Raw genomic sequence first — 26,191 nt, forward strand, 5'->3', positions numbered from 1 at the left:
CTGGGTGTGCCGGGGCGCGACCGAGTACCGGCAGGATGGTGTCCGACCGACCGAGGGGAGTGCAGGTGCGCACGACGTGGGGATCCGCGTCCGACCGGGGGCGCGTGCGCGCGCTCAACGAGGACGCGCTGCTGGCCCACCCGCCGGTCTTCCTGGTCGCCGACGGCATGGGCGGGCACGAGGCGGGCGACGTCGCGAGCCGGCTCGCGGTCGAGGAGTTCGCGCGGCTCGCGGGGCTGACCGCGGTCGACCCCGCCGACCTGCACGCCTGCTTCCGGCGCGCCGCGCAGCGGATCCGCGCCACCTTCGAGCGCCGCGAGGGCGGCACGACCGTGGCCGGCGTCGCGCTCGGGGAGCACGACGGGACCGCGCACTGGCTGGTGTTCAACGTCGGCGACTCCCGCGTGTACCGCTGGGCCGACGGCGAGCTCGCGCAGCTCACCGTCGACCACTCGGTCGTCCAGGAGCTCGTGGACTCCGGGACGCTCACGCTCGCGGCGGCCGAGCGGCACCCGGAGCGGCACGTGCTCACCCGGGCGCTCGGCACCGGCGCGGACCCCGAGCCCGACTACTGGATGCTCCCCGCGCGCCCCGGCGACCGGCTGCTCGTGTGCTCCGACGGCGTGTCCGGCGAGCTGACCCCGGCGGACGTCGCCGCGGTGCTCGCCGGGACCCCCGGGGCGGGGGCGGCGGCGGCCGAGCTCGTGCGCCGCGCGGTCGAGGCCGGGGGCCGCGACAACGCCACCGCGGTCGTCGTCGAGGCGGACCCGATCGCGGACGACGGCACCGGATGGCTTGCTTTCGGGGTCGAGGGTGCCGATACGACATGGGACGAGACGGTCGACGGGGCCACCATCCCGCGACCCCGAAGCCACCAGGAGGACTCTCGGTGACCGTTCCCGAGTACACCCCGGGCGACTGGTACGCCGTCGTCGCCGGCGGAGCCGTGCTGCTGCTCGCCCCGTCGACGCCGCCGGAGGTCGTCCGCGACGTCTGGGCCAGCGCCCCCGAGCAGGGCGGCGGCCTCGGCGCGCAGCTCGACGCGCTCGTGCGCCACGGCATCGGCGAGCTGCACCCGTTCGCCGCCGTGGACCTGGCGTCCGGTGCGGTGCAGACCGCGCTGCGCGGCGACGTCGAGGTCGAGGTCGTCCGCGGCACCCGCGCGGAGGTGCTGTCCGCGCCGCGCGTCGTGTCCTGGTCCGAGCGCGCCCTGGGTGCGGCCGACGAGGTGACCGTGCGCGTCGCCGGCGCGGGCCGCGGGCCGGCGCTGCCGATCGTCGCGGGCGTCGTGCGGGCGTCGCGGGTGCGCGTGCGGCTGACCGGCGGCGAGACCCCGGCGCCGGCCGTCGAGGACAAGCCCGTCGTGCACGCGGCGCAGCCGACGCCGGTGGCGGTCGTGCCGGTCTCGGCGCCCGCCGTGCCCGCGGAGGCGCCGGCCGGGCCGGACGCGCCGCTGCCGGCGGAGGCCGCGGCCGACGCCGCCCCGGTGGCCGTCGCGGCGGCGGAGGCGGCCGAGCACGCCGAGGCCCCCGCGGAGCCGGAGCGCGCCGACGAGGCGGCCCCGGCCGAGGTGGTCGCGCCCGCCGAGGAGCCGGCGCCCGCCGAGGAGCCCCTGCCCGGGCCCGCGCGCGCCGAGGCCGAGGCCGAGGCGCCCGCCGCGGGCGAGCCGGACGAGGACGAGGCGACCCCCGCGGCGCCGTCCGCCCCGGCCGTCCCCGCGTGGGCCGCCCTGGACGCGCCGCTCGCCCCGCCGCCCGCGCCGGCCCCCGCGCCGGCCCCCGCGCCCGCGGACCGCCCCGCCGCGGCGTTCCCGCCGGCCCCGCCCGCCCCGCCGGCCGCGCCCGCCCCCCAGCCGGTCCCGGCCCTGCCCGGCCCCGCCTCGGCGGACGACCACGACGGCCTGACGATCCTCAGCGGCGAGCTCGCGTCGATCCGGCAGAACCTCCCGTCGTGGGCGGTCTCCCAGACGGGCGACTGGCCGTCGGGCGCCGTGGTGCCCACGCCCGCCCCGGGCTTCGACGCGGCTCCCGCCGGCCCGGCCGCGACCCCGGGACCGGTGCCGCGCATCGCCCTGTCCACGGGCGCCCTGGTCCCGGTCGACGGCGTCGTGCTGATCGGGCGCGCCCCCCAGCCGGAGCGCGCGCCCGAGGGCTCCGACGCGCGCCTCGTCACGGTCCCGAGCCCCGAGCAGGACATCTCCCGCACCCACGCCGAGGTCCGCCTGGAGCACGGGCGCGTGCTCGTGACGGACCTGTACTCGACCAACGGCGTCACGGTCGCGGCGGGCGGGCTGCCCCCGCGCCGGATCGCCGCGGGCGAGCCGATCGCGGTGGGGGACGGCGACCTCGTCGACCTCGGCGACGGCGTGACGTTCACGGTGGAGCCGGGTGAGTGACGCGCGCGCGTGAGGCCTCGCAGCCGCCGCACCTGCCGGGGTACGCGGTGCAGCGGCTGCTCGGCTCGGGGGGATCGGCGGACGTGTTCCTGTACGAGCAGGAGCTGCCCCGCCGTGCGGTGGCGGTCAAGGTGCTGCTCGCGAGCGTCGACGCGGCCGGCCGGGAGGCGTTCGAGCGGGAGGCGGACCTCACCGCCCGGCTGTCGCACCACCCGTCGATCGTGACGGTGTTCCAGGCGGGGGTCGCGCGCGACGGGCGACCCTTCCTGGTGATGGAGTACTGCTCGCGGCCGGGGCTCGGGCAGCGGTACCGGACCGAGCGGTTCGGCGTGCCGGAGGTGCTGCAGCTCGGCGTGCGGCTGGCGTCCGCCGTGGAGACGGCGCACCGCGCGGGGATCCTGCACCGGGACATCAAGCCGGGCAACGTGCTCACCAACGACTTCGGCCGCCCGGTGCTGTCGGACTTCGGCATCGCGGCGACCGTGGACGCCGGGGGCCCGGCCGTCGGCATGTCGATCCCGTGGGCGGCGCCGGAGCTGCTCGCGGCGCAGCCCCACGGCGACGCCCGCTCCGACGTGTACTCGCTCGCCGCGACGCTGTTCTCGGCGCTGGCGGGCCGGTCGCCGTTCGAGCGGCCGGGCGGCAGCAACGAGGCGGCCGACCTGGTCGGCCGGATCGAGCGCGGGACCCCGGTGGCGATCGCGCGCGGCGACCTGCCCGAGCGCCTCACGACCGTCCTGGCCCGGGCGATGGCCCGCGACCCGCAGCAGCGGCACCCCCGCGCCGTGGACCTCGCGCACGACCTGCGCGCGGTGGAGGCCGACCTCGGCCTGCCCCTGACCCCGCTCGACGTGCCGGATGTCCCGGGGGAGCCCGCGGGCTCCGGCGCCGGCCCGTCGGCAGAGCCGGACGCGACCCGCGTGCGGACGGTGCACGAGGTGGCGCCGGTGCCGCGCACGTCCGTCCCGGCCGGGACCCCGGTCGACGTGGGCGCCGGCGCGGAGTCGACGCGGCTGCGCCCGGTCGTCACGGTGCCCGCCACGTCCGCCCCGGCGCCCGGCCCGGCCCCGGCACCCGGCCCCGCGCCGGACGCCCCCGGCCCGCTCGTCCGCGACGTCCCCCCGGCCGCCCCGGCGTCGTCCCGCGGCCGCGTGCTCGCCGCCGTCGGCTCGGTGGTGGCCATCGCGGCGGCCGTGGTCGCCGTCGTGCTGCTCACCAACCGCCCCGACACCGACCCGGGCCCCGCGGCCGAGAGCGAGTTCCCCGGCCCGGCCGGCTCGGTCACGGCGACCGTGCCGAGCCCGGCCAACCTGGTCGGCACCCGCGAGGCGGACGGCTCGGTCGTGTTCACCTGGACCAACCCCGACGAGCAGGACGGGGACACCTACCTGTGGGGCCGGCGCACCGCGACGGGCGAGCCGGAGCTGCAGATCGTGGAGGACCGCACCGTGACGGTGCCGGCCGACGGCACGGGCGAGGTCTGCGTGGAGGTGTCGATCGTCCGCGCCGACCGCCGCGCGTCGGCGGTCCCGGCCGAGGGGTGCGTGCCGTGAGGTGGCCCTGGAGCCGCCGCCGCACCGCCTCGACCGCCGCGGTCGTCACCGTGCCGGCCGTGGTCGCGACGCTCGCGCTGGTGAACCCGGGCTTCCCGCTGGCGCAGGTGGACCTCAACGACGGCGCGGTGTGGCTGACGTCGACGAGCACGCTGCAGGTCGGGCGGTACAACGCCCAGGTCGAGGAGCTGAACGCCGGGCTCGTCGCGTCGAGCACCGACTTCGACGTGCTGCAGGACGCCGGCGACGTCCTGCTGGTCGAGCCGGGCGCGGTGTCGGTGGTCGACCCCGCGGGGGTGACGGCGGCGTCGCAGGTCACGCTGCCGGCCGGGGCCCAGGTCTCGATGGCGGGCGGCACGGTCGCGGTGGTGGACCCCGACGGCCAGGTGTGGGTCCGGACGTTCGCGGACCTGCCGCTGCTGCAGACCGCCGCCGACCCGCCCGACGCCGACGTGGGCTCCGGCGGGCTGGCCGTCGCGACGGTCACCGGCGACGCGCTCGCCGTCGAGGCCCAGACGGGCGCGGTCACGCGGCTGACCCCGGCCGACGGCGGCGGCCCGGCGACGGCGGAGGAGATCGCGGGCCTCGACGGGCCCGTGGACGCGCTGACCGCGGTCGGCGACGTCCCGGTGGGTCTGGACGGCGAGACGGTGCGCACGCCGGGCGGGTCCGCCGACCTCGGCGTCGCGCGGCCGGTGCTGCAGCAGCCGGGTCCGGCGGCCCGCACGGCCCTGGTGGCCGGCAGCACGGCGCTGCTCGAGGTCGACCTGTCGTCCGGCGCCGTGGCCGCGGAGCACGAGGCCGGCGGGTCCGGCGTGCCCGCCGCCCCGGTGCGGGTCGGGACGTGCGCGCACGCCGCCTGGCCCACCGTCGAGCGCAACTACCTGCGCCTGTGCGACGACGGCGCCCAGGAGCTGCTGAGCCTGTCCGGGGTGACCAGCACCGACACCCTGGTGTTCCGGGTGAACCGGCAGGTCGTCGCCCTGAACGAGACCGTCGACGGCCGGCTGTGGCTCCCGCTGGAGGACACCGAGCTCCGCGAGCCGGACTGGTCCGACGTCGTCCCGGAGGACGAGCCGGAGGACCAGACCGACCAGAGCGAGGGCGACCGCACGACGCAGCAGCTCGTCCCGGAGTGCTCGCCGTCGTCCGCCGCGCCGAACGCCGTCGACGACGAGTTCGGCGTCCGGCCGGGCCGCACCGTGATCCTGCCCGTGATCGACAACGACACGTCCTCGGACTGCGGCATCCTCGTCATCAGCGACGTCGACCCGCTGCCCGCGGAGTTCGGCACCCTCCAGCCCGTGTACGGCGGCCGGGCGCTCCAGCTCGCCGTGCCCGCCGGCGCGACCGGCTCCGCGTCGTTCGCGTACACGGTGAGCGACGGCCGCGGCGCGACGGCCCCGTCGACCGCGCGCGTCACCCTGACCGTCCGGGACCCCTCGATCGACGAGCCGCCCACCCAGGTGCGCACCGGCGAGATCCTGGTCGAGCAGGGCGCGACCGCGACCTACCCGGTGCTGTCGGACTTCCGCGACCCCGACGGCGACCCGCTGACCCTGGTCGGCGCGACCGCCGAGCGCGGCACCGCCCGGTTCCGCCCGGACGGCACGCTGACGTACGTCGCGGACGGCGGCGAGCTCGGCCGCACGGTCGTGCACGTCGTCGTGTCGGACGGCACCGCCATGACCGAGGGCACCGTGGACGTGGACGTCCGCGCGCCCGGCTCGAGCCCGCTGCTCATCGACCCCGTGCACGCCGTGACCTACACGGACCAGGACGTCGTGCTGGAGCCGCTGGCGGCCGTGCGCAGCCACGGTGCCGAGCCGCCCCGCCTGGCCGGCGTCGAGCAGCAGACCGGCACGACGATCACCCCCGACCTGGACGCGGGCTCGTTCACCTTCCGGGCCGCCGGCGCGGGCACCTACTACGTGTCGTTCACGGTGACCGCCGCGCCGCAGCAGGCCGTCGGCGTCGCCCGGATCGACGTCCGCGCGCGGCCCGAGCAGCCGGAGCCGCCGGTCGCGGTGCTCGACACGGCGTCGCTCCCGCAGGGCGGGCAGACCACCGTCGCCCCGCTCGCCAACGACAGCGACCCCGCCGGCAACGTGCTCCTGCTCCTGTCGGTCGACGCCCCCGACGGGCTCCGCGTGGCGGTCCGGCAGCGCGAGCTCGTGCAGATCTCGGCCGTCGGCGTCCTGACCGAGCCGGTGACGCTGCAGTACGTCGTCTCGAACGGCACCGCGACGGCCACGGGCCAGATCGTCGTCACCCCCGTGCCCGCGTCCTCCACCACGCAGCCACCCGTCGTGCCGAACGCGGTCGCGGACGTCCGCACCGGGGGCGTGGTCACGGTGCCGGTGCTGGAGAAGGCCTACGACCCGGACGGCGACGAGCTGACCCTCGCGACCGAGTTCGCCGAGCCGCTCGGCGACGGGCAGGGCCTGCTGTTCGTGGCGGGCGACGTGCTGCGGTACCAGGCGCCGAGCACCCCGATGACGGTGCGCGCGACGTTCGTCGTGCGGGACGGCACCGGGTACGAGACCGCCGCGACGCTGACGGTCCGGGTGCACGAGTCCGACGCGGAGACCAAGGCGCCGCCGCGCCCGCAGGCGCTCGTCGCGCGGGTGTTCGCGGGCGACACCGTGCGGATCCCCGTGCCGCTGGTCGGCATCGACCCGGACGGCGACGGCATCACGCTGCTCGGCGTCGCCGCCGCCGGCACCAAGGGGCGGGTGAACGAGGTCGGTGCCGACTACCTCGAGTACGAGGCGCTCCCGGGCGAGGCCGGCACCGACGAGTTCACCTACGCCGTCGAGGACTGGACGGGCCAGCGCGCCGTGGCCACCGTGCGGGTGGGCATCGCCGCGCGGCCGACCGACTCGAACCGCGTGGTGGCCCGCGACGACGCCGTCACCATCCGGCCCGGGCAGCGGGTCGAGGTGCGGGTGCTCGACAACGACACCGACGTGTCCGGCGGGACGCTGCGGCTGGCCGACGACCTCGACGTCCCGGCGGGCATCACGGCGTCCGTGCAGGGGAACCGGATCGTCGTGCAGGGCGACCAGGCCGGCGTGCTGCCGATCGGGTACACCGCGGAGAACGCCCGCGGCGCGCGGGCCGGTGCGGTGCTCAGCGTGACCGTCGACCCGGACGCCCCCGTGCTCCCGCCGGTCGCCCGCGACGTCGTCGTGCCGCCCGTCGACACGGTCGGGCGCACGAGCGTGGACGTCGACGTGCTGGCCGTCGCGCAGAACCCGAGCGGGCCGCTGGGCGACCTCGAGGTCTCCGTGCCGCGGTCCGCCGCCGACGTGGCGTCCGTCCGCGCGGACGGCACGGTCACCGTGACGCTCGGGGAGACGGCCCAGACCATCCCGTACGTGCTCACCAACACGACCGCCGAGGGCGTGCGCTCCTACGCGTTCATCTCCGTGCCGGCGCTCGGGTTCTTCCCGCCGACGGCCCGGCCCCGCGCGCCGGAGCTCCGGGTGGCGAGCGGCGAGGAGCTGACCATCCCGCTCGGCGAGCAGATCCAGGTCGCGCCGGGCCGCACCGCGCAGGTCGCCGACGCCACGCAGCTCACCGCCACCCGGTCGGACGGCTCGTCGCTGTTCGTCAACAGCACGACGGTGCGGTTCGCCCCGGCCGCCGGCTACGTCGGACCGGCGTCGATCACCGTGCCGGTCACCGACGCCACCGGCCCCGGCGACGCGACCGCGCGCACGTCGACGATCACCCTGCCGATCACGGTCTACACGCTCGACGACTACCCGCCGACCTTCGACCCGTCCGTGCTCGAGGTCGGCCCGGGCGAGGCGCCCGTCACCGTCGACCTGCTCGCGTTCACCCGCGGCGTCGAAGGCGCGTCCGGCGCCGACACGTACACCTACCAGCTCGCGTCCGACCAGCCCGCCGGGTTCACGGCCACGCTGTCCGGGACGCGGCTCAGCGTGTCCTCCGCGGTCGGCACGCCCAAGGGCACCCGCGGCACGCTGCGGATCACGCTCGGCTACGGGCGGTCGTCGACGATGGACGTGCAGGTGGAGGTCCGCGCGATCGCCAGCACCCGGCGCGTGGCCCAGGTGTCGAGCCTGGAGCTCGGCGACGGCGTGCAGGGGCGCGACCGCGTCGTGGACGTCCTGGCCGGCGCCTACAACCCGTTCCCCGAGGAGGCGCTGCGGATCGTCGGCGTCACCGTGGAGACCCCCGGCACCGGGACGGCGTCGGTCTCCGGCGGGAACGTCGTGCTGCGGCCCGCGGACGACCTCGTGGGGCAGATGGTGGTCCGGGTGCGCGTCCGGGACGCCACCGACGACCCCGCGCGGGAGGTGTCCGCGGGCATCTCGCTGCGGGTGCGCGGCAAGCCCGCGACCCCGAACGCCCCGCGGGTGGGCGAGGTCCGCGACAGCACGGTGGTGCTCTCCTGGGACGCGCCCGACCACCGCGGCGAGCCCATCACCGAGTACCGGGTCACCGCGACCCCCGGCGGGACCGTCACGCGCTGCGCGAGCACCACGTGCACGATCGCCGGGCTGACCAACGACACCGAGTACACGTTCACCGTCGCCGCGCGGAACGCGGTCGACTGGTCCGACCCCAGCCCGTCCTCCGCGCCGGCCCGGCCGGACGCGGTGCCGGACGCCCCGGCGGCGCCCCGCTGGACGGCGTTCGGCGACGGCACGCTCACCGCGGCGTGGGACGCCCCGGCGAGCAAGGGGTCGCCGGTGACGTCGTACACGCTGATGATCTCGCCCGCGCCGCCGGGCGGGCCCGCGACGGTGACGACCTCGGGCACCTCGTACACGTTCCGCGGCCTGGCCAACGGGACCGCGTACGCGCTGCAGGTGCGGGCGCACAACCGTGCGCCCGACCCGAGCGGGTGGAGCCCGACGTCGGCGACGTCGGTGCCCGCGGCCGCCCCGTCGGCGCCGGACGTCGTCGCCCAGCCGGTCGCCTCGGACGAGGGTCGGCAGATCGACGTGACGTGGACGCCGACGGCCGACAACGGCGACCCGGTGAACCGGTACCGCCTGGTCGTCACGGGCGGCCCCGGCGCGGGGACCTTCGAGATGGACGCGTCCCAGACGCGGTACTCGCTCACGGGCGCGCAGAACGGGGCCGAGTACGTGTTCCGGGTCAGCGCGCGCAACAAGGCCGGCTGGGGCCCGGAGGGGGAGGGCAAGGCGATCGCGTTCGGCGTCCCCGACACCCCCGAGGCGCCGCGGGTCGTGCGCGGGTCCACGGACGCGGCGGCCGGGCAGGGCTGGTTCGACATCGAGTGGTCGCGCGCCGGGGGCAACGGCTCGCCGGTCGTGAACTACGAGGTGAGCACGTCGGCGGGGTCGGTCAGCGTGAACGGGACGTCCGCGCGGATCTCGGGCCTGCAGGCGGGGGCCCGGGTGACCGTGGCGGTGCGCGCCTGCAACCTGCGCGGCTGCGGCGCGTTCGGTCCCGGCACGACCACCGACGCGCAGCACGTCCGCACCGCACCCGCCGCGCCGACCGGCCTCCAGGTCCAGCCCACCGAGCCGGACGCGACCGGGCGGCCCGCGAAGGCCACCCTGTCGTGGACCGCGCCGGGGGACGGCGGCGGGACCCCCGTCGAGGAGTACCAGTACGACCTGTCCGGCTGGTCCCGCCCGTCGCCGGGCGGCTCGATGGCCGCGACCAACGCCTCGGTGGCGCAGGCGTACGAGGGCGACAACCGCGAGTGGGTCACCCTGCAGGTCCGGGCGCGCAACGGGACCGGATGGAGCCCGTGGGCGTCGGTGCAGGTCCAGGTGATCTGGACCGAGCCGCAGCAGCCCGATCCGCAGGACCCGGGCACGGGCACCGACCCCGGCTCCTCCGGATGACGCCCGCGCTGCCGATCCGACAGATGTCCGCCGTACCGACAGGAGACACCCCCCGATGACCCCCGAGCAGTCCGCCTGGTTCTCCGAGACGTTCACCGCCCTGGTCGCGAACGTCTCCCGCGCCGTGCTCGGCGCCGACCGCCCCGTGCGGCTGGTGCTGACCGCGATGGTCGCCGAGGGCCACGTGCTGCTCGAGGACGCCCCGGGCACCGGCAAGACGTCGCTGGCGAAGGCCATCGCGGCGTCGGTGCAGGGCACCCACCAGCGGATCCAGTTCACCCCGGACCTGCTGCCCAGCGACGTCACGGGCGTGACGATCTGGGACCAGGGCGCGCGCACGTTCCAGTTCCACCCCGGCCCGGTCTTCACGTCGGTGCTGCTGGCGGACGAGATCAACCGCGCCTCGCCGAAGACGCAGTCCGCGCTGCTCGAGGTCATGGAGGAGGGCCACGTCACGGTCGACCGGGTCACGCACCCGGTGGGGCGGCCGTTCGTGGTGATCGCGACGCAGAACCCGATCGAGCAGGCCGGCACGTACCGGCTGCCGGAGGCGCAGCTCGACCGGTTCCTGGTCCGGACCTCCCTCGGCTACCCGGACCGCACGTCCACGGTGGAGATCCTGTCGGGGGCGCGCGACCGCACCCGGGAGCTCGGCGCGGTCGTCACCACCGCGGGCATGGTCGAGATGGCCGAGCTCGCGCAGACGGTGCACGTCGACGGGTCGGTGCTCGACTACGTCGCGCGGCTCGTCGAGGGCACCCGCGAGGACCCGCAGACCGCGCTCGGCGCGAGCGTCCGCGGCGGGCTCGCGCTGGTGCGGTGCGCCCGCGTGCAGGCCGCCGCGGCGGGGCGCGCGTACGTCATCCCGGACGACGTGAAGGACCTCGCCGTCCCCGTCCTCGCGCACCGCCTCGTGCTGGACCCCGAGGCCGACTTCCTCGGCGCCACGACCACCCAGGTGGTCGAGCGCGTCCTGTCCGCGACCCCGCCGCCGGTGGCGCGCGCGTGACCAGCACCACGGCGCGGCAGCCGGGGCGGACCGTCCGACGGTCCCGCACCCGGCTGTCCGGCGTGGGCTGGGGCACGGGGCTGCTGGGCGCGGCCGGGCTCGCCGCGGGGGCGGTGCTCGGCTGGCTCGAGCTCGCCGCGGCCGGCGCCGCGGGGGTCGTGGCGCTGCTGGTCGCCGTCGCGATGACGTGGGGCCGGCTGCCGCACGCCGTGCGGCTCGACCTCGCGGACCGGCGGGTGCGGGTGGGGGAGCGCGCGTTCGGCGGCGTGGTCGTCACCGCGCCCGAGGGCCGGCGCACCCGGGCGGTGCGCCTCGAGCTCCAGGTCGGCGAGGGCCGGGCCGAGCTGGACGTGCCGGCGCTCGCGCCGGGCGATGAGCACGAGGAGCTGTTCGCGGTCCCGACCGAGCGGCGCGCCGTCGTCACGGTCGGCCCGGTGCGCGCGGTGCGGGGCGACCCGCTCGGGCTCGCGGTGCGGCACGCCGTCACCACCGGCGCCGAGGACCTCTACGTGCACCCGCGGGTCGTCGTGCTGTCCGGCGCGGACGCCGGGCTGCTGCGCGACCTGGAGGGCGGCTCGACCCGCGACCTGTCGGACATGGACCTGGCGTTCCACGCGCTGCGCGACTACGTCGTGGGCGACGACCGCCGCTCGATCCACTGGCGGACGACCGCGCGCCGCGGCCAGCTCACCGTCAAGCAGTACGAGGACACCCGGCGCACCCAGACGGCGATCGCCCTGGCCACCGACCCGCGCGACTACGTGCGCGGCCACGACGACGCGGAGCTCGAGCTCGCGGTGAGCGTCGTGGCGTCGGTCGGCGTGCGGGTGCTGGCCGAGGAGCACCCGCTCGTCGTGCTCGCCGGGGCCGGGCGGGTGCGGACCACCGCGCGCCGCCCGTTCCTCGACGACTGCTCCGGCATCGCCGTCGGCCCGGACGGCACCGCCTCCGTGCTGCTCGGCCGCCGCGTCGCCCGCGAGGCCCCGGACGTGACGCTCGCCTTCCTGGTCACCGGCTCGGTGGTCGCCGACGCGGACCTGCGCGCCGCGGCCCGGCACGTGCCCGAGGGCACCCGCACCGTCGTCCTGTCCTGCCGCCCCGGCGCGGAGGTGCAGGTCCGCACGCAGCGCACGCTCACCCTGGCCGTCGTGGGCGCGCTCGACGACCTGCCCCGCGCCCTGCGTCTGGCGGCCGCCGGATGACCACGACGACCGTCCCCGCGCCCCCGGACGCCCCGGCGCCCCCGGGCCCGCCGCCACCCGGCCGCCGCGCGCGCCGGACCGGCGGCTCCGGCCGCCCGGCCCCCGCCCGCAGCGCGCCGCGCGGGCTGCCCCGCGGCGGCCGCGCGGTGGTGGACGTGCTGGTGCTCGCGGCCGCCGTCGCCGCCGCCCTGACCCCGCTGCTGCCGGTGTACGGCGGCGGCGTGCTGCTCGCGCCGGTGCTGGGGGGCGTGGTGCTGGGCGCGGCCGTCGGGGTGCTCGGCGCCCGGTGGTCGCCGCTCGTCGTCACGGCGGTGCTGGTGGTCGTCGGGCTGGTCGCCGGCGGACCGCTGGCGACGCCCGACGCCTCCGGCGCGCTGCCCACGCCCGCGTCGGTGCTCGCCGTGCTGCGTGGGTCGGTGCTCGGCTGGAAGGACGCCCTGACCCTGCAGCCGCCGCTCGGCGGCTCCGGGTGGCTGCTCGTGCCGCCGTACCTGCTGGCCCTCGTCGGCACGGCGGTCGCCGTGCGGCTCGCGCTCGGCTCCGGCCGGGCGGCGCCCGCGGCCGCGCTGGTGCCGCCGGTCTGCCTGACCGCCGCGGTGCTGCTCGGCACGCACGAGACCGTCGCACCCGTCGCGGTCGGCACCGCCCTGGCGGTCGTGCTGCTCGTCTGGGCCTCGTGGCGCGCCGGGCGGCTGCGCGCGCGCCGGACGGTGGCCCTGGTGGCGCTCGTCGGGGTCGCGGGCGCGGCCGGCGTGGGCGCCGGGGCCGTCGTGGCGGACCACCGCGACCGGTACGTGCTGCGCGACGCGCTGGTGCCGCCGTTCGACCCGCGCGACTACGCCAGCCCGCTGTCCGCGTTCCGCGCGTACGTGAAGGACGACGACACGGTCGAGCTGTTCACCGTCGCCGGCCTGCCCGAGGGCGCCCGGGTCCGGCTCGCGACCTTCGACCGGTTCGACGGCGTCGTGTGGAACGTGGCGGGCGACGGGTCGTCCCGGGCGTCCGGGGAGTTCCGCCGGGTCGGCGAGACCATCGGCACCCCGACGGACCCGGCCGGCGACGGCACCCCCGTCGAGGTCGAGGTCCGGGTCGAGGACCTGTCCGGCGTCTGGCTGCCGACGGTCGGCGACGCGGTCGCCGTCCGGTTCGCGGACGCGGCCGACCAGGCGCGGCTGCGGTTCAACGACGCGACCGGCGCCGCGGTGCTCACCGGGGGCCTCGCGCCCGGGCTGACGTACACGCTCGACGCGGTGCTCCCGGCCGAGCCCGACGACACCACCATCGGCGGGGCCGCGGCGAGCTCCCTCGACCTGCCCGAGCCGCAGGCCGTGCCGGACGCCGTCGCGTCGGTCGCCGCCGACGCGGTCCGCGACGCCGAGACCCCCGTGCAGGTCGCCCGGGCGCTGGAGCAGGTGCTGGCCGAGCAGGGGTTCTTCTCGCACGGCCTGACCGAGCAGGGGGACTACCCGTCGCTCTCCGGGCACGGCGCGGACCGGGTCGCGGCGCTGCTCGGCGGGGAGCTCATGGTGGGCGACGACGAGCAGTACGCCTCCGCGATGGCGCTGATGGCCCGCGACCTGGGGCTGCCCGCGCGGGTGGTCCTGGGGTTCGTGCCGGACGACGACGAGGACGCCGAGGGCGCGGGCGACGCCGCCGACGCCGACGACCCCGCCGACCCCGCCGCGCCCCGGACGGTCACGGGCGCCGACGTGCGGGCCTGGGTGGAGATCGCGTTCACCGGCTACGGCTGGGTCCCGTTCGACCCGACGCCGCCGGAGAGCCAGACCCCGCAGGACGAGACCGAGACCAGCACGGCCGACCCCGAGCCGCAGGTGGCCCAGCCCCCGCCGCCGCCCGCCGACCCGGTGGACCCGCCGGAGGACGACACCGAGCAGCCGCAGACGCAGGACTCCGCCGACGAGGCGGCCCGTCCGCTGTGGCTGACGGTCGCCCTGGGCGCCGCGGCCGGGTCCGGCATCCTGCTGGTCCTGCTCGCCCCGTTCCTGGTGATCGCGGCGCTCAAGGCCCGCCGGCGCCGGCGCCGCCGCCGCGACCCGGAGCCGCTGCGCCGCGTGGTGGGCGGCTGGCAGGAGGTGCTCGACCTCGCGACCGACCTGCGCCGCGACGTCGACCCCGTGGCGACCCGGCGCGAGGGTGCCCGCGCGCTCGACCTCGCGTTCGCCGGCGCGGTCCCGGCGGGGGCGTCCGGCCCGGCGCCGGCCGCGGTCGAGGCCGGCGCCGCCGTCGTGGCGCTGGCCGAGCGGGCGGACGCCGCCGTGTTCGGGCCCGCGGCGCCCACGGCGAGCGAGGCCCGCGACTACTGGGCGCAGGTCGACCGGGCGCTGGCCCGGATGCGCGCGGCCACCCCCCGCAAGCAGCGCTGGCGGGGCCGGATCACCACCCGGTCGCTGCGCCGCACCCGGCGCGCGGCCCGACGAGAACGAGCAGCACGACGAGGAGCACGGCGATGAGCAGCACGACCGGAGGCACGTACGGGGCGCCCCCGGCACCGGTGGGACGACGCGTCGGCGCCTGGCTGCTCGACGGCCTGCTCACGGGGCTGTGCGCGGCGCCGCTGCTGCTGGCGACCGTCCCCGCCCGGCTCGCCGCGCTCCGCGACCCGGGCGCGGTCGCCGCGACGCCGTCGCCGGTGCTGCTCGCGGCCGGGGCGGTGCTGCTGCTGGCGTGGGCCGGCGTGCAGTGGGTGTGCCAGGGCACGCGCGGCTGGACCGTCGGGCGGCGGGTGCTCGGCCTGCGCACCCTCGACGTGCGCACCGGCCGGCCGATCGGCCTCGGGCGGGCGCTGGTGCGGGCGCTCGTCGTCGCGGCCGGCGCGCTGGCCTGCGGCGTCGGGCAGCTCCTCGTGCTGCTGTCCCCGCTGTTCGACGGCACCGGCCGGCGTCGCGGCTGGCACGACCGGGTCGCCGAGGCGATCGTCGTCGACGTCCGCGGCCGGCCCGCCGCGCGCCGGGTGGTCGCGGCCGCGGGCGCGGTCCCCGTCCCGCCGGACCGGCTCGCCGCCGCTGTGCCGCACCCCGCGCCGCCCGCGCCGGCGGAGGCCGACGCGGCCGAGGCCGCCCGGGCCGCCCGGGCCGACCGGGCCGACCCGGCCGAGCCGCACCGGACCCGCTGGACCGCGCTCGCCGCGGAGCGGCAGCTGGACGGCCCCGGCCTGGTCCTGCCTCCGCTCGCCGCGCCCGGGCTCGGGCCGGATCTCGACACCCGGCAGCTGCCGCGGGTGGCCTCGGCCGCCCCGCCGCCGGGCGCCGTGCCGGGGCCCGTCGTGCCGCAGCCGCCCGCGGGGCAGGTGTGGCCCGTCGCCCCCGTCCTCGACGGCGGGACCCCCGGCGCGCCGGGCCGCGGCCGGCACGCGGTGAGCCCGGAGCCGCCGCTGCCCCCGGCGGCCCCGGCACCCGCGCCCCTGCCCGTGTGGTCGCCTCCGGCCGCGTCGCCGCCCGTGCCGTCCCCGCCCGACGACCTCCCGCCCCTGCCCCCGGCGATGTTCCCGGCGCCCGACCCCCTCCCGGCGGGGGACCCGTCGTGGGCCGTGCGGCTGCCCGACGGGTCCGTGCTGCCCCTCGACGTCCCGCTGCTCGTCGGCCGGAACCCCGACCCGCTGCCGGGCGTGCGGCCCGTGCCGGTCGCCGACCCGGGCCGGTCGGTGTCCAAGACGCACCTCATGGTCGGGGTGGACGAGCACGGCGCCTGGGTCGTGGACCGCGGGTCCACCAACGGCACGCTCGTCACGCTCGCGGACGGCCAGCGCATCGTCTGCCTGCCCGACCGGCGGGTGCGCCTGACCGACGGGTCGCTCGTCGCGTTCGGCGACCTCTCGCTGTCCGTGGGGGTCCGCGCATAAAGTGACGCATGGGCCGTTCGCGGTCTCGTGCGACGATGCAGGACGTCGAGCTGGTCGACGTCGCTGACCGGTCGAGCGCGCCCGCCGCCGTCGCGCCGCCGGCGTCGCACCGCCCCGCACCGCACCCGCACCGCCGCCGCTGGACGATCGTCCTCGTCACGGTCGCGCTCGTCCTCGCGGGCGTCGTGACCGTCGGCCGTGCCGCGTCGCGGGACGTCGCCCGGCCGCAGGTCGCCGCCGGGATGCTCGCGCCCCTGGCCGGCCCGCCCTGGTCGCGCTGGAGCGCCGAGGTGCCGCGCGGCGACGACGTGCTCGCCGCGACCGGCGTGCTGGTGACCTCGGCGGTCCGGCAGGGCCGGTTCCAGGTCACCGCCTGGGACGTCGACACCGGGGAGCGCCGGTGGCAGCGCGACCTCGGCCCGGTCGCCGGGACCCGCCCGCTGACGGGCTGCCCGCACGACGACGACGGCGTCGGGGACCTGGTCGTGTGCGTGGTGGAGCCGCCCGTGGTGCCGACCGACCCGGCGAACCCGAGCACGGTGCCGTTCCCCGCGCCGGACGAGCGGTGGGCCCGGGTGTCCGCGATCGACGCGACGACGGGGGAGGAGCGCGGCACCTGGACGCTCGTCGGGCGGCTCGCCGCGGTCGAGCGGATCGGCGACGACGTCGTGGTGCTGACCGTCGGCCCGGACGGGCACGCGCGCGTCGCCCGGTACTCGGCGGACGGCGGGCACCTGCGCTGGTGGCACCGGGGCGGCGACCGGATCCGGCTGCGCGAGGGCATCGTCTCCGGCTCGGAGCTGCGGGTGAACGACGCGTTCGTGCTGGTGCAGGGCTGGTCCGCGACGGTGCTCGATGCGGACGACGGCACGGAGATCGCCGGCTCGCCGCCGTCCTGGTTCGTCATCGGCGCGCTGCAGGACGAGCTGTTCGGGACGTGGTCCAGCGGCGAGGGCGGGGCGGTCCGAGACCGCCACGGCCGCGAGCTGTTCCGGACGGACGCCCTGTTCCCGGCGCTCACGGCGACCGACCGCGAGCCGTCCGACGTGCTCGTGATGGACGAGGGCGGGGAGCTGGTCGGCCGGCTGCTGCCCGGCGGCGGCGAGCTGTGGCGGGTCGAGACGTACCGGGCCGCACGCCTGCAGGCCGGGGGACGGCTGGTGCTGCTGGGGGTGGACGGCTACCAGGTGGTGGACGTGCGCAGCGGCGAGCTCGCGTGGGAGACCCCGGGGCGGGTGCTGATGTGGTGGGCCCCGCTCACGGACGGCACGGTCGTGCTCGGCGCGGGGCGGACCGGCGACGGCGCCCCGACGGTCGAGGCGCGGCGGCTGTCGGACGGTGCGCTGGAGTGGGCCCTGCCGCTGCCGGACGGCGTCCGGTCGGTGACCTCGGTCGGCGGGCACCTGGTGCTGCGGACGCGGGACGAGCTGATCCTCTACGGCTGAGGCGTCCGCATGCTGAGCGGTTGCGGTCCGCCGGACGGTGCGGAGTACAGTGATCGGGTGCTCCTGCAGCGGAACGTCCTTCTTCGCCGCCGCGACGAGGCCTTCTAGGCCGGATCCTCGTCGCGGAGTTCGGTGTGCCGGTCGACTGACACAGCCACCCGCGAGCGAAGGACCCCGATGAGCTACCACGACCGCACCGCCCAGCAGCCCTCCGGCATGCCGGTGCACAAGTACCGCCCGTTCGCCGAGCAGATCCGCGTCGACCTGCCCGACCGCACGTGGCCGACGAAGCAGATCACGACGGCCCCGCGCTGGTGCGCGGTCGACCTGCGCGACGGCAACCAGGCCCTGATCGAGCCGATGAACGCCGCCCGCAAGCTGGCGATGTTCGAGCTGCTGGTCCAGATGGGCTACAAGGAGATCGAGGTCGGCTTCCCGTCCGCCTCGCAGACCGACTTCGACTTCGTCCGGATGCTGATCGAGGAGGACCGCATCCCCGACGACGTCGTCATCCAGGTCCTGACGCAGTCCCGCGAGCACCTGATCGAGCGGACGTACGAGGCCATCGCCGGCGCGAAGCAGGCCATCGTGCACCTGTACAACTCGACGTCGGTGCTGCAGCGCGAGGTCGTGTTCCGCTCCGACGAGGACGGCATCGTCGACATCGCCGTCTCCGGCGCCCGGCTGTGCAAGAAGTACGAGGAGAGCGTCCCCGACACCGAGGTGTTCTACGAGTACAGCCCCGAGTCGTACACCGGGACCGAGCTGGAGTTCGCGGTCCGGATCTGCAACGCGGTGCTGGACGTGTTCGAGCCCACCGCGGACCGCCCCGTGATCATCAACCTGCCCGCGACCGTCGAGATGGCCACCCCGAACGTCTACGCCGACTCCATCGAGTGGATGGGCCGTCACCTGCGGTTCCGCGAGCACGTCGTGCTGTCGCTGCACCCGCACAACGACCGCGGCACCGCCGTCGCCGCCGCCGAGCTCGGCTACCTGGCCGGCGCGGACCGCATCGAGGGCTGCCTGTTCGGCAACGGCGAGCGCACCGGGAACGTCTGCCTGGTGACGCTGGGCATGAACCTGTTCAGCCAGGGCATCGACCCGCAGATCGACTTCAGCGACATCGACCACATCCGGCGCACCGTCGAGCACTGCAACCAGATGCCGGTCCCCGAGCGGCACCCGTACGGCGGCGACCTGGTGTTCACGGCGTTCTCCGGGTCGCACCAGGACGCCATCAAGAAGGGCCTGGACGCGATGGCCGTGCACGCCGAGGCCGAGGGCGTCGGGGTCGACGACATCGTCTGGGCCGTGCCGTACCTGCCGATCGACCCGAAGGACCTGGGCCGCTCGTACGAGGCGATCATCCGGGTCAACTCGCAGTCCGGGAAGGGCGGCATCAGCTACCTGATGAAGTCCGAGCGCGACCTGGACCTGCCGCGCCGGCTGCAGATCGAGTTCTCCCAGGTCGTGCAGCGGTACACCGACGCGAACGGCGCCGAGGTCACCGCGGACGAGCTGTGGCGGATCTTCACCGACGAGTACCTGCCCGTCGAGCCGGGGTCGGACCTCGCGCCGTGGGGGCGGTTCTCCCTGCGCGGCACGCGGGCGACCAGCGGCGAGGACGGCCCGGACACCCTCACGGTGGACCTCGTCGACGGCGGCACCGAGCGCACCGTCGAGGCCGCGGGCAACGGGCCGATCGCGGCGTTCGTCGCGGCGCTCGGCCAGGTCGGCGTCCGGGTGCAGGTCCTCGACTACGCCGAGCACGCGCTGTCCGCCGGCGGGGACGCCACGGCCGCCGCGTACGTCGAGTGCGCGGTGGGCGACCAGACCCTCTGGGGCGTCGGCATCGACCCGTCGATCACGACCGCCTCGCTCAAGGCGATCATCTCCGCGGTGAACCGCGCCGAGCGCTGACCGCACCGCGCGGGCGCCCGGAGCGCCCGCGCCCCCGGACCGGGCCGGCACCACCCCCGCCGGCCCCCGCGACCGGCCCCGGCGCGCCCGCGCACACCCCTGGCGCGGCGCCGGGGCCGGGCGTTCCCGTGCGTGCGGAGGGGAGGCCCGGCTCGCTGACGGTGAACGGTGCGGCGTCGCCGCGCGCGACGGGGGACAATGGGCGACGTGAGCCTCTACCGCGACGAGGCGATCGTGCTGCGCACCCACAAGCTCGGGGAGGCGGACCGGATCGTCACCCTGCTGAGCCGCACCCACGGCAAGGTGCGCGCGGTCGCGAAGGGCGTCCGGCGCACCACGTCCCGGTTCGGGTCCCGGCTCGAGCCGTTCATGCACATCGACCTGCAGCTGAGCACCGGCCGGAACCTCGACGTCGTGACCCAGGTCGAGACGCTCGGCGCGTACGGCCGCCCGGTCTGCGAGGACTACGCCCTGTACACCGCGGGCACCGTCATGCTCGAGACCGCCGAGCGGCTGGTCGAGGCGGAGCACGAGCCCGCGCTGCAGCAGTACTGGCTGCTGGTCGGGGCCGTCCGGTCGCTGGCGACCCGGGAGCACGCGCCGGGGCTGGTGCTCGACTCCTACCTGCTGCGCGCGCTCGCGATCGCGGGCTGGGCGCCGTCGTTCACCGACTGCGCCCGCTGCGGGCGCCCCGGGCCGCACCACTCGTTCGCCGTCGCGCAGGGCGGCGCGGTGTGCCTGTCCTGCCGCCCGCCGGGCGCGACCGCACCCGCGCCCGAGACGCTGGGCCTGCTGGCCGCGCTGCTCGTGGGGGACTGGGCCGTCGCGGACGCCTCCGCGGAGCGGCACCGCCGGGAGGGCAACGGGCTGGTGTCCGCGTACTCGCAGTTCCACCTCGAGCGCACGCTGCGCTCGCTGCCGATGGTCGAGAGGATCTGATGCCGGTTCCGCCGCCCCCGCACCCGAGCGGGGCCCGCCCGCCCGTGCTGCCGAAGGAGCTCGTCCCGAAGCACGTCGCGATCGTCATGGACGGCAACGGCCGCTGGGCGAACGCGCGGGGCCTGCCCCGGACCGCCGGGCACGCCGCGGGTGAGGCGTCGCTCCTCGACGTCGTGGCCGGCGCGATCGAGGTCGGCGTCCAGCACGTCTCCGCGTACGCGTTCTCGACCGAGAACTGGACGCGCTCGCCCGAGGAGGTGCGGTTCCTCATGGGGTTCAACCGGGACGTGCTGCGCCGGCGGCGGGACCTCATGGACTCCTGGGGCGTGCGGGTGCGCTGGGCCGGGCGGCGGCCGCGGCTGTGGCGGTCGGTGATCTCGGAGCTCGAGGAGGCCGAGCGGCAGACGCGCGGCAACACCACCTGCACGCTGACGATGTGCGTGAACTACGGCGGCCGGGCGGAGATCGCCGACGCGGCGCGGGCGATCGCGCAGGACGTCGCGGCGGGCCGGCTCCGCGCCGACAAGGTCACCGAGAAGACCGTCCAGCGCTACCTGGACGAGCCGGACCTGCCGGACGTCGACCTGTTCCTGCGGTCGTCGGGGGAGCAGCGGACCTCGAACTTCATGATCTGGCAGGCGGCGTACGCCGAGCTGGTGTTCCTCGACGAGCCCTGGCCCGACGTGGACCGCCGGCACCTGTGGCGCGCGATCGAGACCTACGCCCGTCGCGACCGCCGCTACGGCGGTGCGGTGGACCAGCCCGCTCGGTCCTGACCTCCGCGAGATGTCCGGTGGATTCCGGGCACCCGAGGCGGTGCGCGGGCCTAGGTTGGCGGCATGAGCGCGATGACCGTGGGCATGATCACCTTCGACACGACGGACGCGGCCGGCCTGGCGGACTGGTGGGCCCGGCACACCGGCGGCACGGTGCGGGACGACTCGGGCGGCTGGTTCGTCATGGTGACGCAGCCGGCCGGGCCCACGCTGGCGTTCCAGCGGGTGCCGGACCCGACGCCGGGCAAGAACCGGGTGCACCTGGACGTGCACGTCCCGGACCGGCACGCCACGGCGGCGGAGCTCGTCGCGGACGGGGCGACGCTGGTGGCCGAGCGCGCCGAGCACGGGTTCGCGTGGACGGTGCTGGCCGACCCGGACGGGAACCAGTTCTGCGTGGCGCAGCAGGACGGCGCCTGAGCAGGCGTCAGGCCCCGGGCGCGCGGTCGGTGAGCACCGGCGCGCGCCCGGACGGCGCGGTGCCTCCGGCGGCGGTGCCGGGACCGGGGCCGGCACCGGGGCGCGCACGGCGGCGGCGCAGCACGACCACCCCGACCGCCGCGAGCAGCACGACCGCGCCCGCCAGCGCCCAGGGCGACGTGGCCGCCAGCCCGACGGCGCCCCACACGACGCCCAGCCCGACGGTGCCCCAGATCGCGGCCCACGCCACGCTGCCGGGGACGGACGCGGCGGTGAACCGCAGGTACGGCATCCGCAGCAGCCCGGCACCGACGAACACGGCGGTCTGCACGCCGACGGTCACGTAGGCGAAGGTCACGCCGAGCGGACCCCAGCGGTGCACGAGCGCGAGACCCCGGCGCGCGGCCGGGGTGCGCAGCAGGCGCCGGGCCCGCGCGCGCAGGGCGGCGGCGCGCCCGGGGTCGTCGGGCGCCCGGGGCGCGGCGGCGGCCGGCTCCGTCGCCCCGGGGGGCAGCCCGAGGTCCGCGAGGTGCGCGGCGCCCTGGTGCACGCCCCGGCCGAGCCAGTAGAACAGGTGCGACCGGGCCATGACGATGACGAAGAGCGCGGCGAACACGAACCACATCGGACGCCCGGCCATGCCGTACGCCGCCGCCACGTCGGTCATCGGACGAGTCTACGGCCCGCCCGGCGGGCGCCCCGGCGCGCGGATGGGACCTCGGTCCCGGTCGGGGCACGGGGGAGCGCGTGCTAGTGTCCTCGCCGAACCTGAGTTGTTCACCAGGGTTGTTACCCGCCGTCGTCGCGGGGCAAGACCTGAGCCGCAGAGATGCGACTCGGGTCTTTTTTTGTGCCCGGACGCCGGTGGACCGTTTCCTACGAGGGAGTACCGGATGACGTCCGCGACGACGCGCGACAGGGCCGAGGAGATCATCGCGGCGGTCGGAGGACCGTCGAACGTCCTCAGCCTCACCCACTGCGCCACCCGGCTGCGTTTCGAGCTGCGCGACGCCTCCGTGGTCGACCAGAAGGCCGTGGAGCAGATCCCCGGCGTGATGGGCGCGGTGCCGCAGTCCGGCGACCGCTACCAGGTCGTCATCGGGGGCGCGGTGCAGACCGTGTTCACCCAGATCATGCACCTTCCCGCGATGGCGTCGGTCGGCGCCGGCCGGCAGTCCGACGCGGACGTCAAGGCGGCGGCTCGCGCGAAGGGCCGCGGGCGGGTCGCGTGGCTGGACGCGGTGTTCGAGTACCTGTCGGACTCGTTCCGGCCGCTGCTCGGCGTGCTGCTCGGCGCGTCGCTGATCATCGCGTTCGCCGCCGTGCTCGACGCGCTCGGGGTCGTGGACTTCCGGGCGGCGGACAAGCCGGCGACCTGGGTGTTCGTCGACGCGATGTGGCGGGCGGTGTTCTACTTCCTGCCGATCATGGTCGCGTACAACGCGGCGAAGAAGCTGCAGGTCGACCCCTGGCTCGGCGCCACGGTGATGGCCGCGGTCATGACGCCGGACTTCCTCAGCCTGACGTCGGCGGCCTCGACGGTGTGCACGACGAACGACACCCTCGGCACCACCGCCTGCGTCGCGGACGTGTTCAATCTCCCGATGCAGCTCAACGACTACGGCGGCCAGGTGTTCGTGCCGCTGATCATGGTCGCGGTGCTGGCGCCGCTGTACCGGGCGCTGAAGCGGGTGTTCCCGGAGAACATCCAGATGGTCTTCGTGCCGTTCCTGTCGATGGTCGTCATGATCCCGGTGACCGCGTTCCTGCTCGGCCCGCTGGGGATCTGGCTCGGCACCGGTCTGGGCGACGGCCTGGCGTGGCTGAACGGCAACGCCCCGATCGTGTTCGCGATCGTCATCCCGCTCATCTACCCGTTCCTGGTGCCGCTCGGCCTGCACTGGCCGCTGAACGCGCTGATGCTCGTCAACCTCAACACCCTCGGGTACGACTTCATCCAGGGCCCGATGGGCGCGTGGAACTTCGCGTGCTTCGGCGCGACCGCGGGCGTCCTCGTGCTGGCGGTGCGCGACAAGGACAACCAGATGCGGCAGACGGCGACCGGCGCGCTCGCGGCGGGCCTGCTGGGCGGCATCTCCGAGCCGTCGCTGTACGGCATCCACCTGCGGTTCAAGCGGATCTACCCGCGGATGCTCGTCGGCTGCCTCGTGGGCGGGCTCATCATCGGGCTGCTCGGCGGCGTCGACACGCAGGCGTTCGCCTTCACGTCGCTGCTGACCATCCCGGTGTTCGACCCGATCCCCGTGTACGTGATCGCGGTGGCGGCGGCGTTCGTCGTGTCGATGGTGCTGGTCATCGTGTCGGACTACCGCACGCCGGAGCAGCGGGCCGAGGCGCTCGCCGAGCGCGCGCAGACGGAGGCCGACCTCGCGCTCGAGGCGTCCGCCGCCCCGGTGGAGCCGGCCGAGCCCGGCCCGGCCCCGGCTCCCGCCACCCCGACCTCGGTCGTCGCCGCCCCGGTCGCCGGCCGGCTCGTGCCCCTGGCCGAGGTCGCGGACCCGGTGTTCTCGTCGCTGGCCCTCGGCGAGGGCGTCGGTGTCGTCCCGTCCGCGGGCGAGGTCGTGGCCCCGGTCGCGGGCGAGCTCGTCACGGTGGCCGACACGGGTCACGCGTTCGGCATCCGGACGGCCGACGGGGTCGAGGTGCTGGTGCACGTCGGCATCGACACGGTCCGCATGGCGGGGGACGGCTTCACCGTCGCCGTCGCGAAGGGCCAGCACGTCGCCGCGGGCGACCGGCTCGGGACCGTGGACCTCGACGCCGTGCGCGCGGCCGGCTTCGACACCACGACGGTCGTCACCGTGCTCAACTCCCGGACCCTGACGGGGGTCACCCCGCGTCCGGCGGGTACCGTCGTGCCGGGCGACGCCGTCATCGACGTCGAGCCCTGACCGTCGCGGCGCAGCCGCCGGCGGACGACGCGGCGAGGCGGGCCCTGCGGGGCGCGTCCCGCCGCGTCGTCCGCCCGGCCGCACCCGCCCGGGCCTGAGGAGGAGGGACGCCGTGGACGTCCTGCGCGTGTTCAACAACAACCTGGTCCTCGCGCGCGACGAGTCGGGCGTCGAGGTGATCCTCACGGGCCGGGGGCTCGGCTTCCAGGCGAAGCCGGGCGACCTGGTGGCGCGGGACCGGATCGTGCGCGTGTTCCGGCCCGACGACGGCCGGGACCCCGACCACCTTGCGGGACTGCTCGCGGGGATCCCGCCGGAGCACGTGCAGCTGGTCGGCGACGCGCTGGCCGAGGTCGGGCTCGAGCGGCTCGCCGCCAAGCCGGCGCTGGTCGTGGCGATGGCCGACCACCTCGGGTTCGCCCTGCGGCGCGCCGCCGAGGGGCAGACGGTCGAGTACCCGCTGCTGGGAGAGGTGACGAACCTCTACGCCGAGGAGTACGCCCAGGCGACGGCCCTGCTCGCGGCGGTGAACGCGCGCGTCCCGGCGCCGCTGCCGCCCGAGGAGGCGGTCGCCCTGGCGCTGCACCTGGTGAACGCCGGGTTCGCGACCGGCGACCTGTCGGCCAGCTACACGATGACGGGCCTGATCCAGCAGTTCCTCGACGTGGTCGCCGGGGCGCACGGGGTCGTGCTCGAGCCCGGGAGCGTCAGCGTGGGGCGGTTCATCACCCACCTGCGCTACCTGTTCGTGCGGATCTCCCAGCGCCGGCAGCTCGACGACCAGCGGCACTCCGCGGTCGGCGAGGCGGTCCGGCGGACCTACCCCGAGGCGTCGGGGACGGCCGACCGGCTCGCCCGGCTGGTCGCGCTCCGGCTGCAGGCGGAGCTGACGCCGGACGAGGTGTCGTACCTCGCGATGCACGTGGCGCGCATCGTGCAGGACGCGCAGGCCGACGACCCGGCCTGACGCGCGCGCAGGGGCGGGGGCGGGGTCAGGCCCCGCGGGTGCCCGCCAGGTCCACGTCGTCCGGGAGCTCCGGGTGCGGGTCGTGCGGGGCTTGGCCGGCGCGGCGGTGGGCGAACAGGGGACGGGTGACCGCGGCCAGCGCGTACAGGGCGATCGCCAGCAGCACGATCGTCGCGCCCGGCGGGATGTCCTCCCAGTAGGTGATGGACAGCCCGACGACGCTGACGCCGACGCCGATCCCGCTGGCCACCGCCATCGTGCGGGCGAACGACCCGGCCAGCAGCTGGGCGACCGCGACGGGCACGATCATCAGCGCCGACACGAGCAGCAGCCCGACGACGCGCATCGCGATGGTCACCGTCAGGGCGGACATCGTGGCGACGACCATGTTCAGCGCGGTCACCGGCAGGCCGGACCCGCGGGCGAACTCCTCGTCGTGGCTCACCGCGAACAGCACGTGCCGCAGCCCGATGCCGACCGCGAGCACGCCGACGGCCAGGCCGACGGTCCACCACAGGTCGCCGGTGGAGACCGTTGAGATCGAGCCGAACAGGTACGACACGAGGTTGGCGTTGGTGCCGCCGGCGAGCTTGATGAGCAGCACGCCGCCGGCGATGCCGCCGTAGAACATCAGCGCGAGCGCGAGGTCGCCGGACGTGCGCCCGCGGGCCCGCACCCACTCGATGACGACGGAGCCGATGACGGCGGCGACGACCGCGCCGGGGACGGCCAGCGTGTCCTGCGGGACCAGCCCGGCCCAGGTGCCGACGAGCCAGCCGAGCGCGACGCCGGTGAGGGCGACGTGCCCGATGCCGTCGCCCATGAGCGCGAGCCGGCGCTGCACGAGGAACGTGCCGACGACGGGCGCGGCCGCGCCGACCAGGACGGCGGCGAGCAGCGCGCGCTGCATCAGCGGCGAGGACAGCATGGCCCCGA

At 76.7% G+C, this 26,191-nt stretch carries 17 protein-coding genes; 15 read left to right on the forward strand and 2 right to left on the reverse strand.

What is annotated here, in order from left to right; genetic code table 11:
* Nucleotides 1-65: 65 nt before the first annotated feature.
* The 13 genes from HNR08_RS14835 (at nucleotide 66) to HNR08_RS14895 (ending at nucleotide 21,376) form a co-directional block, all read left to right on the forward strand.
* Nucleotides 66-893, forward strand: coding sequence for a PP2C family protein-serine/threonine phosphatase (locus HNR08_RS14835; protein ID WP_146839287.1), 828 nt, complete (start codon nucleotides 66-68; stop codon nucleotides 891-893).
* Nucleotides 890-2,395 (forward strand): FHA domain-containing protein, encoded by a 1,506-nt coding sequence (locus HNR08_RS14840; protein WP_146839285.1) that lies wholly within the window; start codon nucleotides 890-892, stop codon nucleotides 2,393-2,395. The genes HNR08_RS14835 and HNR08_RS14840 overlap by 4 nt, the downstream gene beginning before the upstream one ends.
* Nucleotides 2,392-3,948, forward strand: a complete 1,557-nt coding sequence (locus HNR08_RS14845; protein WP_146839283.1) for a serine/threonine-protein kinase — start codon at nucleotides 2,392-2,394, stop codon at nucleotides 3,946-3,948. The genes HNR08_RS14840 and HNR08_RS14845 overlap by 4 nt, the downstream gene beginning before the upstream one ends.
* Nucleotides 3,945-9,803: an Ig-like domain-containing protein gene (locus HNR08_RS14850; RefSeq protein WP_146839281.1), complete on the forward strand. Its 5,859-nt coding sequence runs from the start codon at nucleotides 3,945-3,947 to the stop codon at nucleotides 9,801-9,803. Before HNR08_RS14845 ends, HNR08_RS14850 begins: the two co-directional genes overlap by 4 nt.
* 55 nt (nucleotides 9,804-9,858) lie before the next feature.
* Entirely contained in the window at nucleotides 9,859-10,812 is a 954-nt protein-coding gene (locus tag HNR08_RS14855) for an AAA family ATPase (protein ID WP_146839279.1), read from the forward strand.
* Nucleotides 10,809-12,014: a DUF58 domain-containing protein gene (locus tag HNR08_RS14860; RefSeq protein WP_146839277.1), complete on the forward strand. Its 1,206-nt coding sequence runs from the start codon at nucleotides 10,809-10,811 to the stop codon at nucleotides 12,012-12,014. The genes HNR08_RS14855 and HNR08_RS14860 overlap by 4 nt, the downstream gene beginning before the upstream one ends.
* The gene (locus HNR08_RS14865) at nucleotides 12,011-14,485 is read left to right on the forward strand and encodes a transglutaminase TgpA family protein (protein WP_183835100.1); all 2,475 of its coding nucleotides are present in this window, start codon (nucleotides 12,011-12,013) and stop codon (nucleotides 14,483-14,485) included. Before HNR08_RS14860 ends, HNR08_RS14865 begins: the two co-directional genes overlap by 4 nt.
* Nucleotides 14,482-15,873, forward strand: a complete 1,392-nt coding sequence (locus HNR08_RS14870; RefSeq protein WP_146835133.1) for an RDD family protein — start codon at nucleotides 14,482-14,484, stop codon at nucleotides 15,871-15,873. Before HNR08_RS14865 ends, HNR08_RS14870 begins: the two co-directional genes overlap by 4 nt.
* A gap of 35 nt (nucleotides 15,874-15,908) precedes the next feature.
* Nucleotides 15,909-17,318, forward strand: a complete 1,410-nt coding sequence (locus HNR08_RS14875; RefSeq protein WP_146835130.1) for a hypothetical protein — start codon at nucleotides 15,909-15,911, stop codon at nucleotides 17,316-17,318.
* Between the two features lie 177 nt (nucleotides 17,319-17,495).
* Entirely contained in the window at nucleotides 17,496-19,241 is a 1,746-nt protein-coding gene (leuA, locus tag HNR08_RS14880) for a 2-isopropylmalate synthase (RefSeq protein ID WP_146835127.1), read from the forward strand.
* Nucleotides 19,242-19,448: 207 nt separating this feature from the next.
* On the forward strand, nucleotides 19,449-20,180 hold the full coding sequence (gene recO, locus HNR08_RS14885) for a DNA repair protein RecO (RefSeq protein WP_146835124.1): 732 nt from the start codon (nucleotides 19,449-19,451) through the stop codon (nucleotides 20,178-20,180).
* Complete coding sequence (locus tag HNR08_RS14890) at nucleotides 20,180-20,956, forward strand: isoprenyl transferase (RefSeq protein ID WP_146835121.1); 777 nt, start codon at nucleotides 20,180-20,182, stop codon at nucleotides 20,954-20,956. Before recO ends, HNR08_RS14890 begins: the two co-directional genes overlap by 1 nt.
* A gap of 63 nt (nucleotides 20,957-21,019) precedes the next feature.
* Entirely contained in the window at nucleotides 21,020-21,376 is a 357-nt protein-coding gene (locus HNR08_RS14895; RefSeq protein ID WP_246802974.1) for a VOC family protein, read from the forward strand.
* Nucleotides 21,377-21,383: 7 nt separating this feature from the next.
* On the opposite strand, the gene HNR08_RS14900 is transcribed toward HNR08_RS14895, so the two are convergent.
* Nucleotides 21,384-22,043: an SNARE-associated domain-containing protein gene (locus tag HNR08_RS14900; protein ID WP_146835118.1), complete on the reverse strand. Its 660-nt coding sequence runs from the start codon at nucleotides 22,041-22,043 to the stop codon at nucleotides 21,384-21,386.
* Nucleotides 22,044-22,269: 226 nt separating this feature from the next.
* Here HNR08_RS14900 and HNR08_RS14905 point away from each other — a divergent pair, with 226 nt between their 5' ends.
* Together HNR08_RS14905 and HNR08_RS14910 are read left to right on the forward strand one after the other, a co-directional pair.
* Complete coding sequence (locus tag HNR08_RS14905) at nucleotides 22,270-24,288, forward strand: glucose PTS transporter subunit IIA (RefSeq protein ID WP_146835115.1); 2,019 nt, start codon at nucleotides 22,270-22,272, stop codon at nucleotides 24,286-24,288.
* 112 nt (nucleotides 24,289-24,400) lie between these two features.
* A complete protein-coding gene (locus HNR08_RS14910) occupies nucleotides 24,401-25,255 on the forward strand; it encodes a PRD domain-containing protein (RefSeq protein WP_146835112.1) in 855 nt (284 codons plus the stop codon).
* A gap of 25 nt (nucleotides 25,256-25,280) precedes the next feature.
* Here HNR08_RS14910 and HNR08_RS14915 read toward each other — a convergent pair whose 3' ends face one another.
* Nucleotides 25,281-26,183: a metal ABC transporter permease gene (locus HNR08_RS14915; protein ID WP_168431557.1), complete on the reverse strand. Its 903-nt coding sequence runs from the start codon at nucleotides 26,181-26,183 to the stop codon at nucleotides 25,281-25,283.
* Nucleotides 26,184-26,191: the final 8 nt, after the last annotated feature.

This window comes from Cellulomonas hominis, from assembly GCF_014201095.1.
In the GTDB taxonomy this organism is placed as follows: domain Bacteria; phylum Actinomycetota; class Actinomycetes; order Actinomycetales; family Cellulomonadaceae; genus Cellulomonas; species Cellulomonas hominis.

Excerpts from the sequence above, each read along its gene's own strand:
- HNR08_RS14855 (WP_146839279.1), top strand. The coding sequence starts at position 9,859 with ATGACCCCCGAGCAGTCCGCCTGGTTCTCCGAGACGTTCACCGCCCTG.
- HNR08_RS14865 (WP_183835100.1), top strand. The coding sequence starts at position 12,011 with ATGACCACGACGACCGTCCCCGCGCCCCCGGACGCCCCGGCGCCCCCG.
- HNR08_RS14870 (WP_146835133.1), top strand. The coding sequence starts at position 14,482 with ATGAGCAGCACGACCGGAGGCACGTACGGGGCGCCCCCGGCACCGGTG.
- HNR08_RS14875 (WP_146835130.1), top strand. The coding sequence starts at position 15,909 with ATGCAGGACGTCGAGCTGGTCGACGTCGCTGACCGGTCGAGCGCGCCC.
- leuA (WP_146835127.1), top strand. The coding sequence starts at position 17,496 with ATGAGCTACCACGACCGCACCGCCCAGCAGCCCTCCGGCATGCCGGTG.
- HNR08_RS14890 (WP_146835121.1), top strand. The coding sequence starts at position 20,180 with ATGCCGGTTCCGCCGCCCCCGCACCCGAGCGGGGCCCGCCCGCCCGTG.
- HNR08_RS14895 (WP_246802974.1), top strand. The coding sequence starts at position 21,020 with ATGAGCGCGATGACCGTGGGCATGATCACCTTCGACACGACGGACGCG.
- HNR08_RS14900 (WP_146835118.1), bottom strand. The coding sequence starts at position 22,043 with ATGACCGACGTGGCGGCGGCGTACGGCATGGCCGGGCGTCCGATGTGG.
- HNR08_RS14905 (WP_146835115.1), top strand. The coding sequence starts at position 22,270 with ATGACGTCCGCGACGACGCGCGACAGGGCCGAGGAGATCATCGCGGCG.
- HNR08_RS14915 (WP_168431557.1), bottom strand. The coding sequence starts at position 26,183 with ATGCTGTCCTCGCCGCTGATGCAGCGCGCGCTGCTCGCCGCCGTCCTG.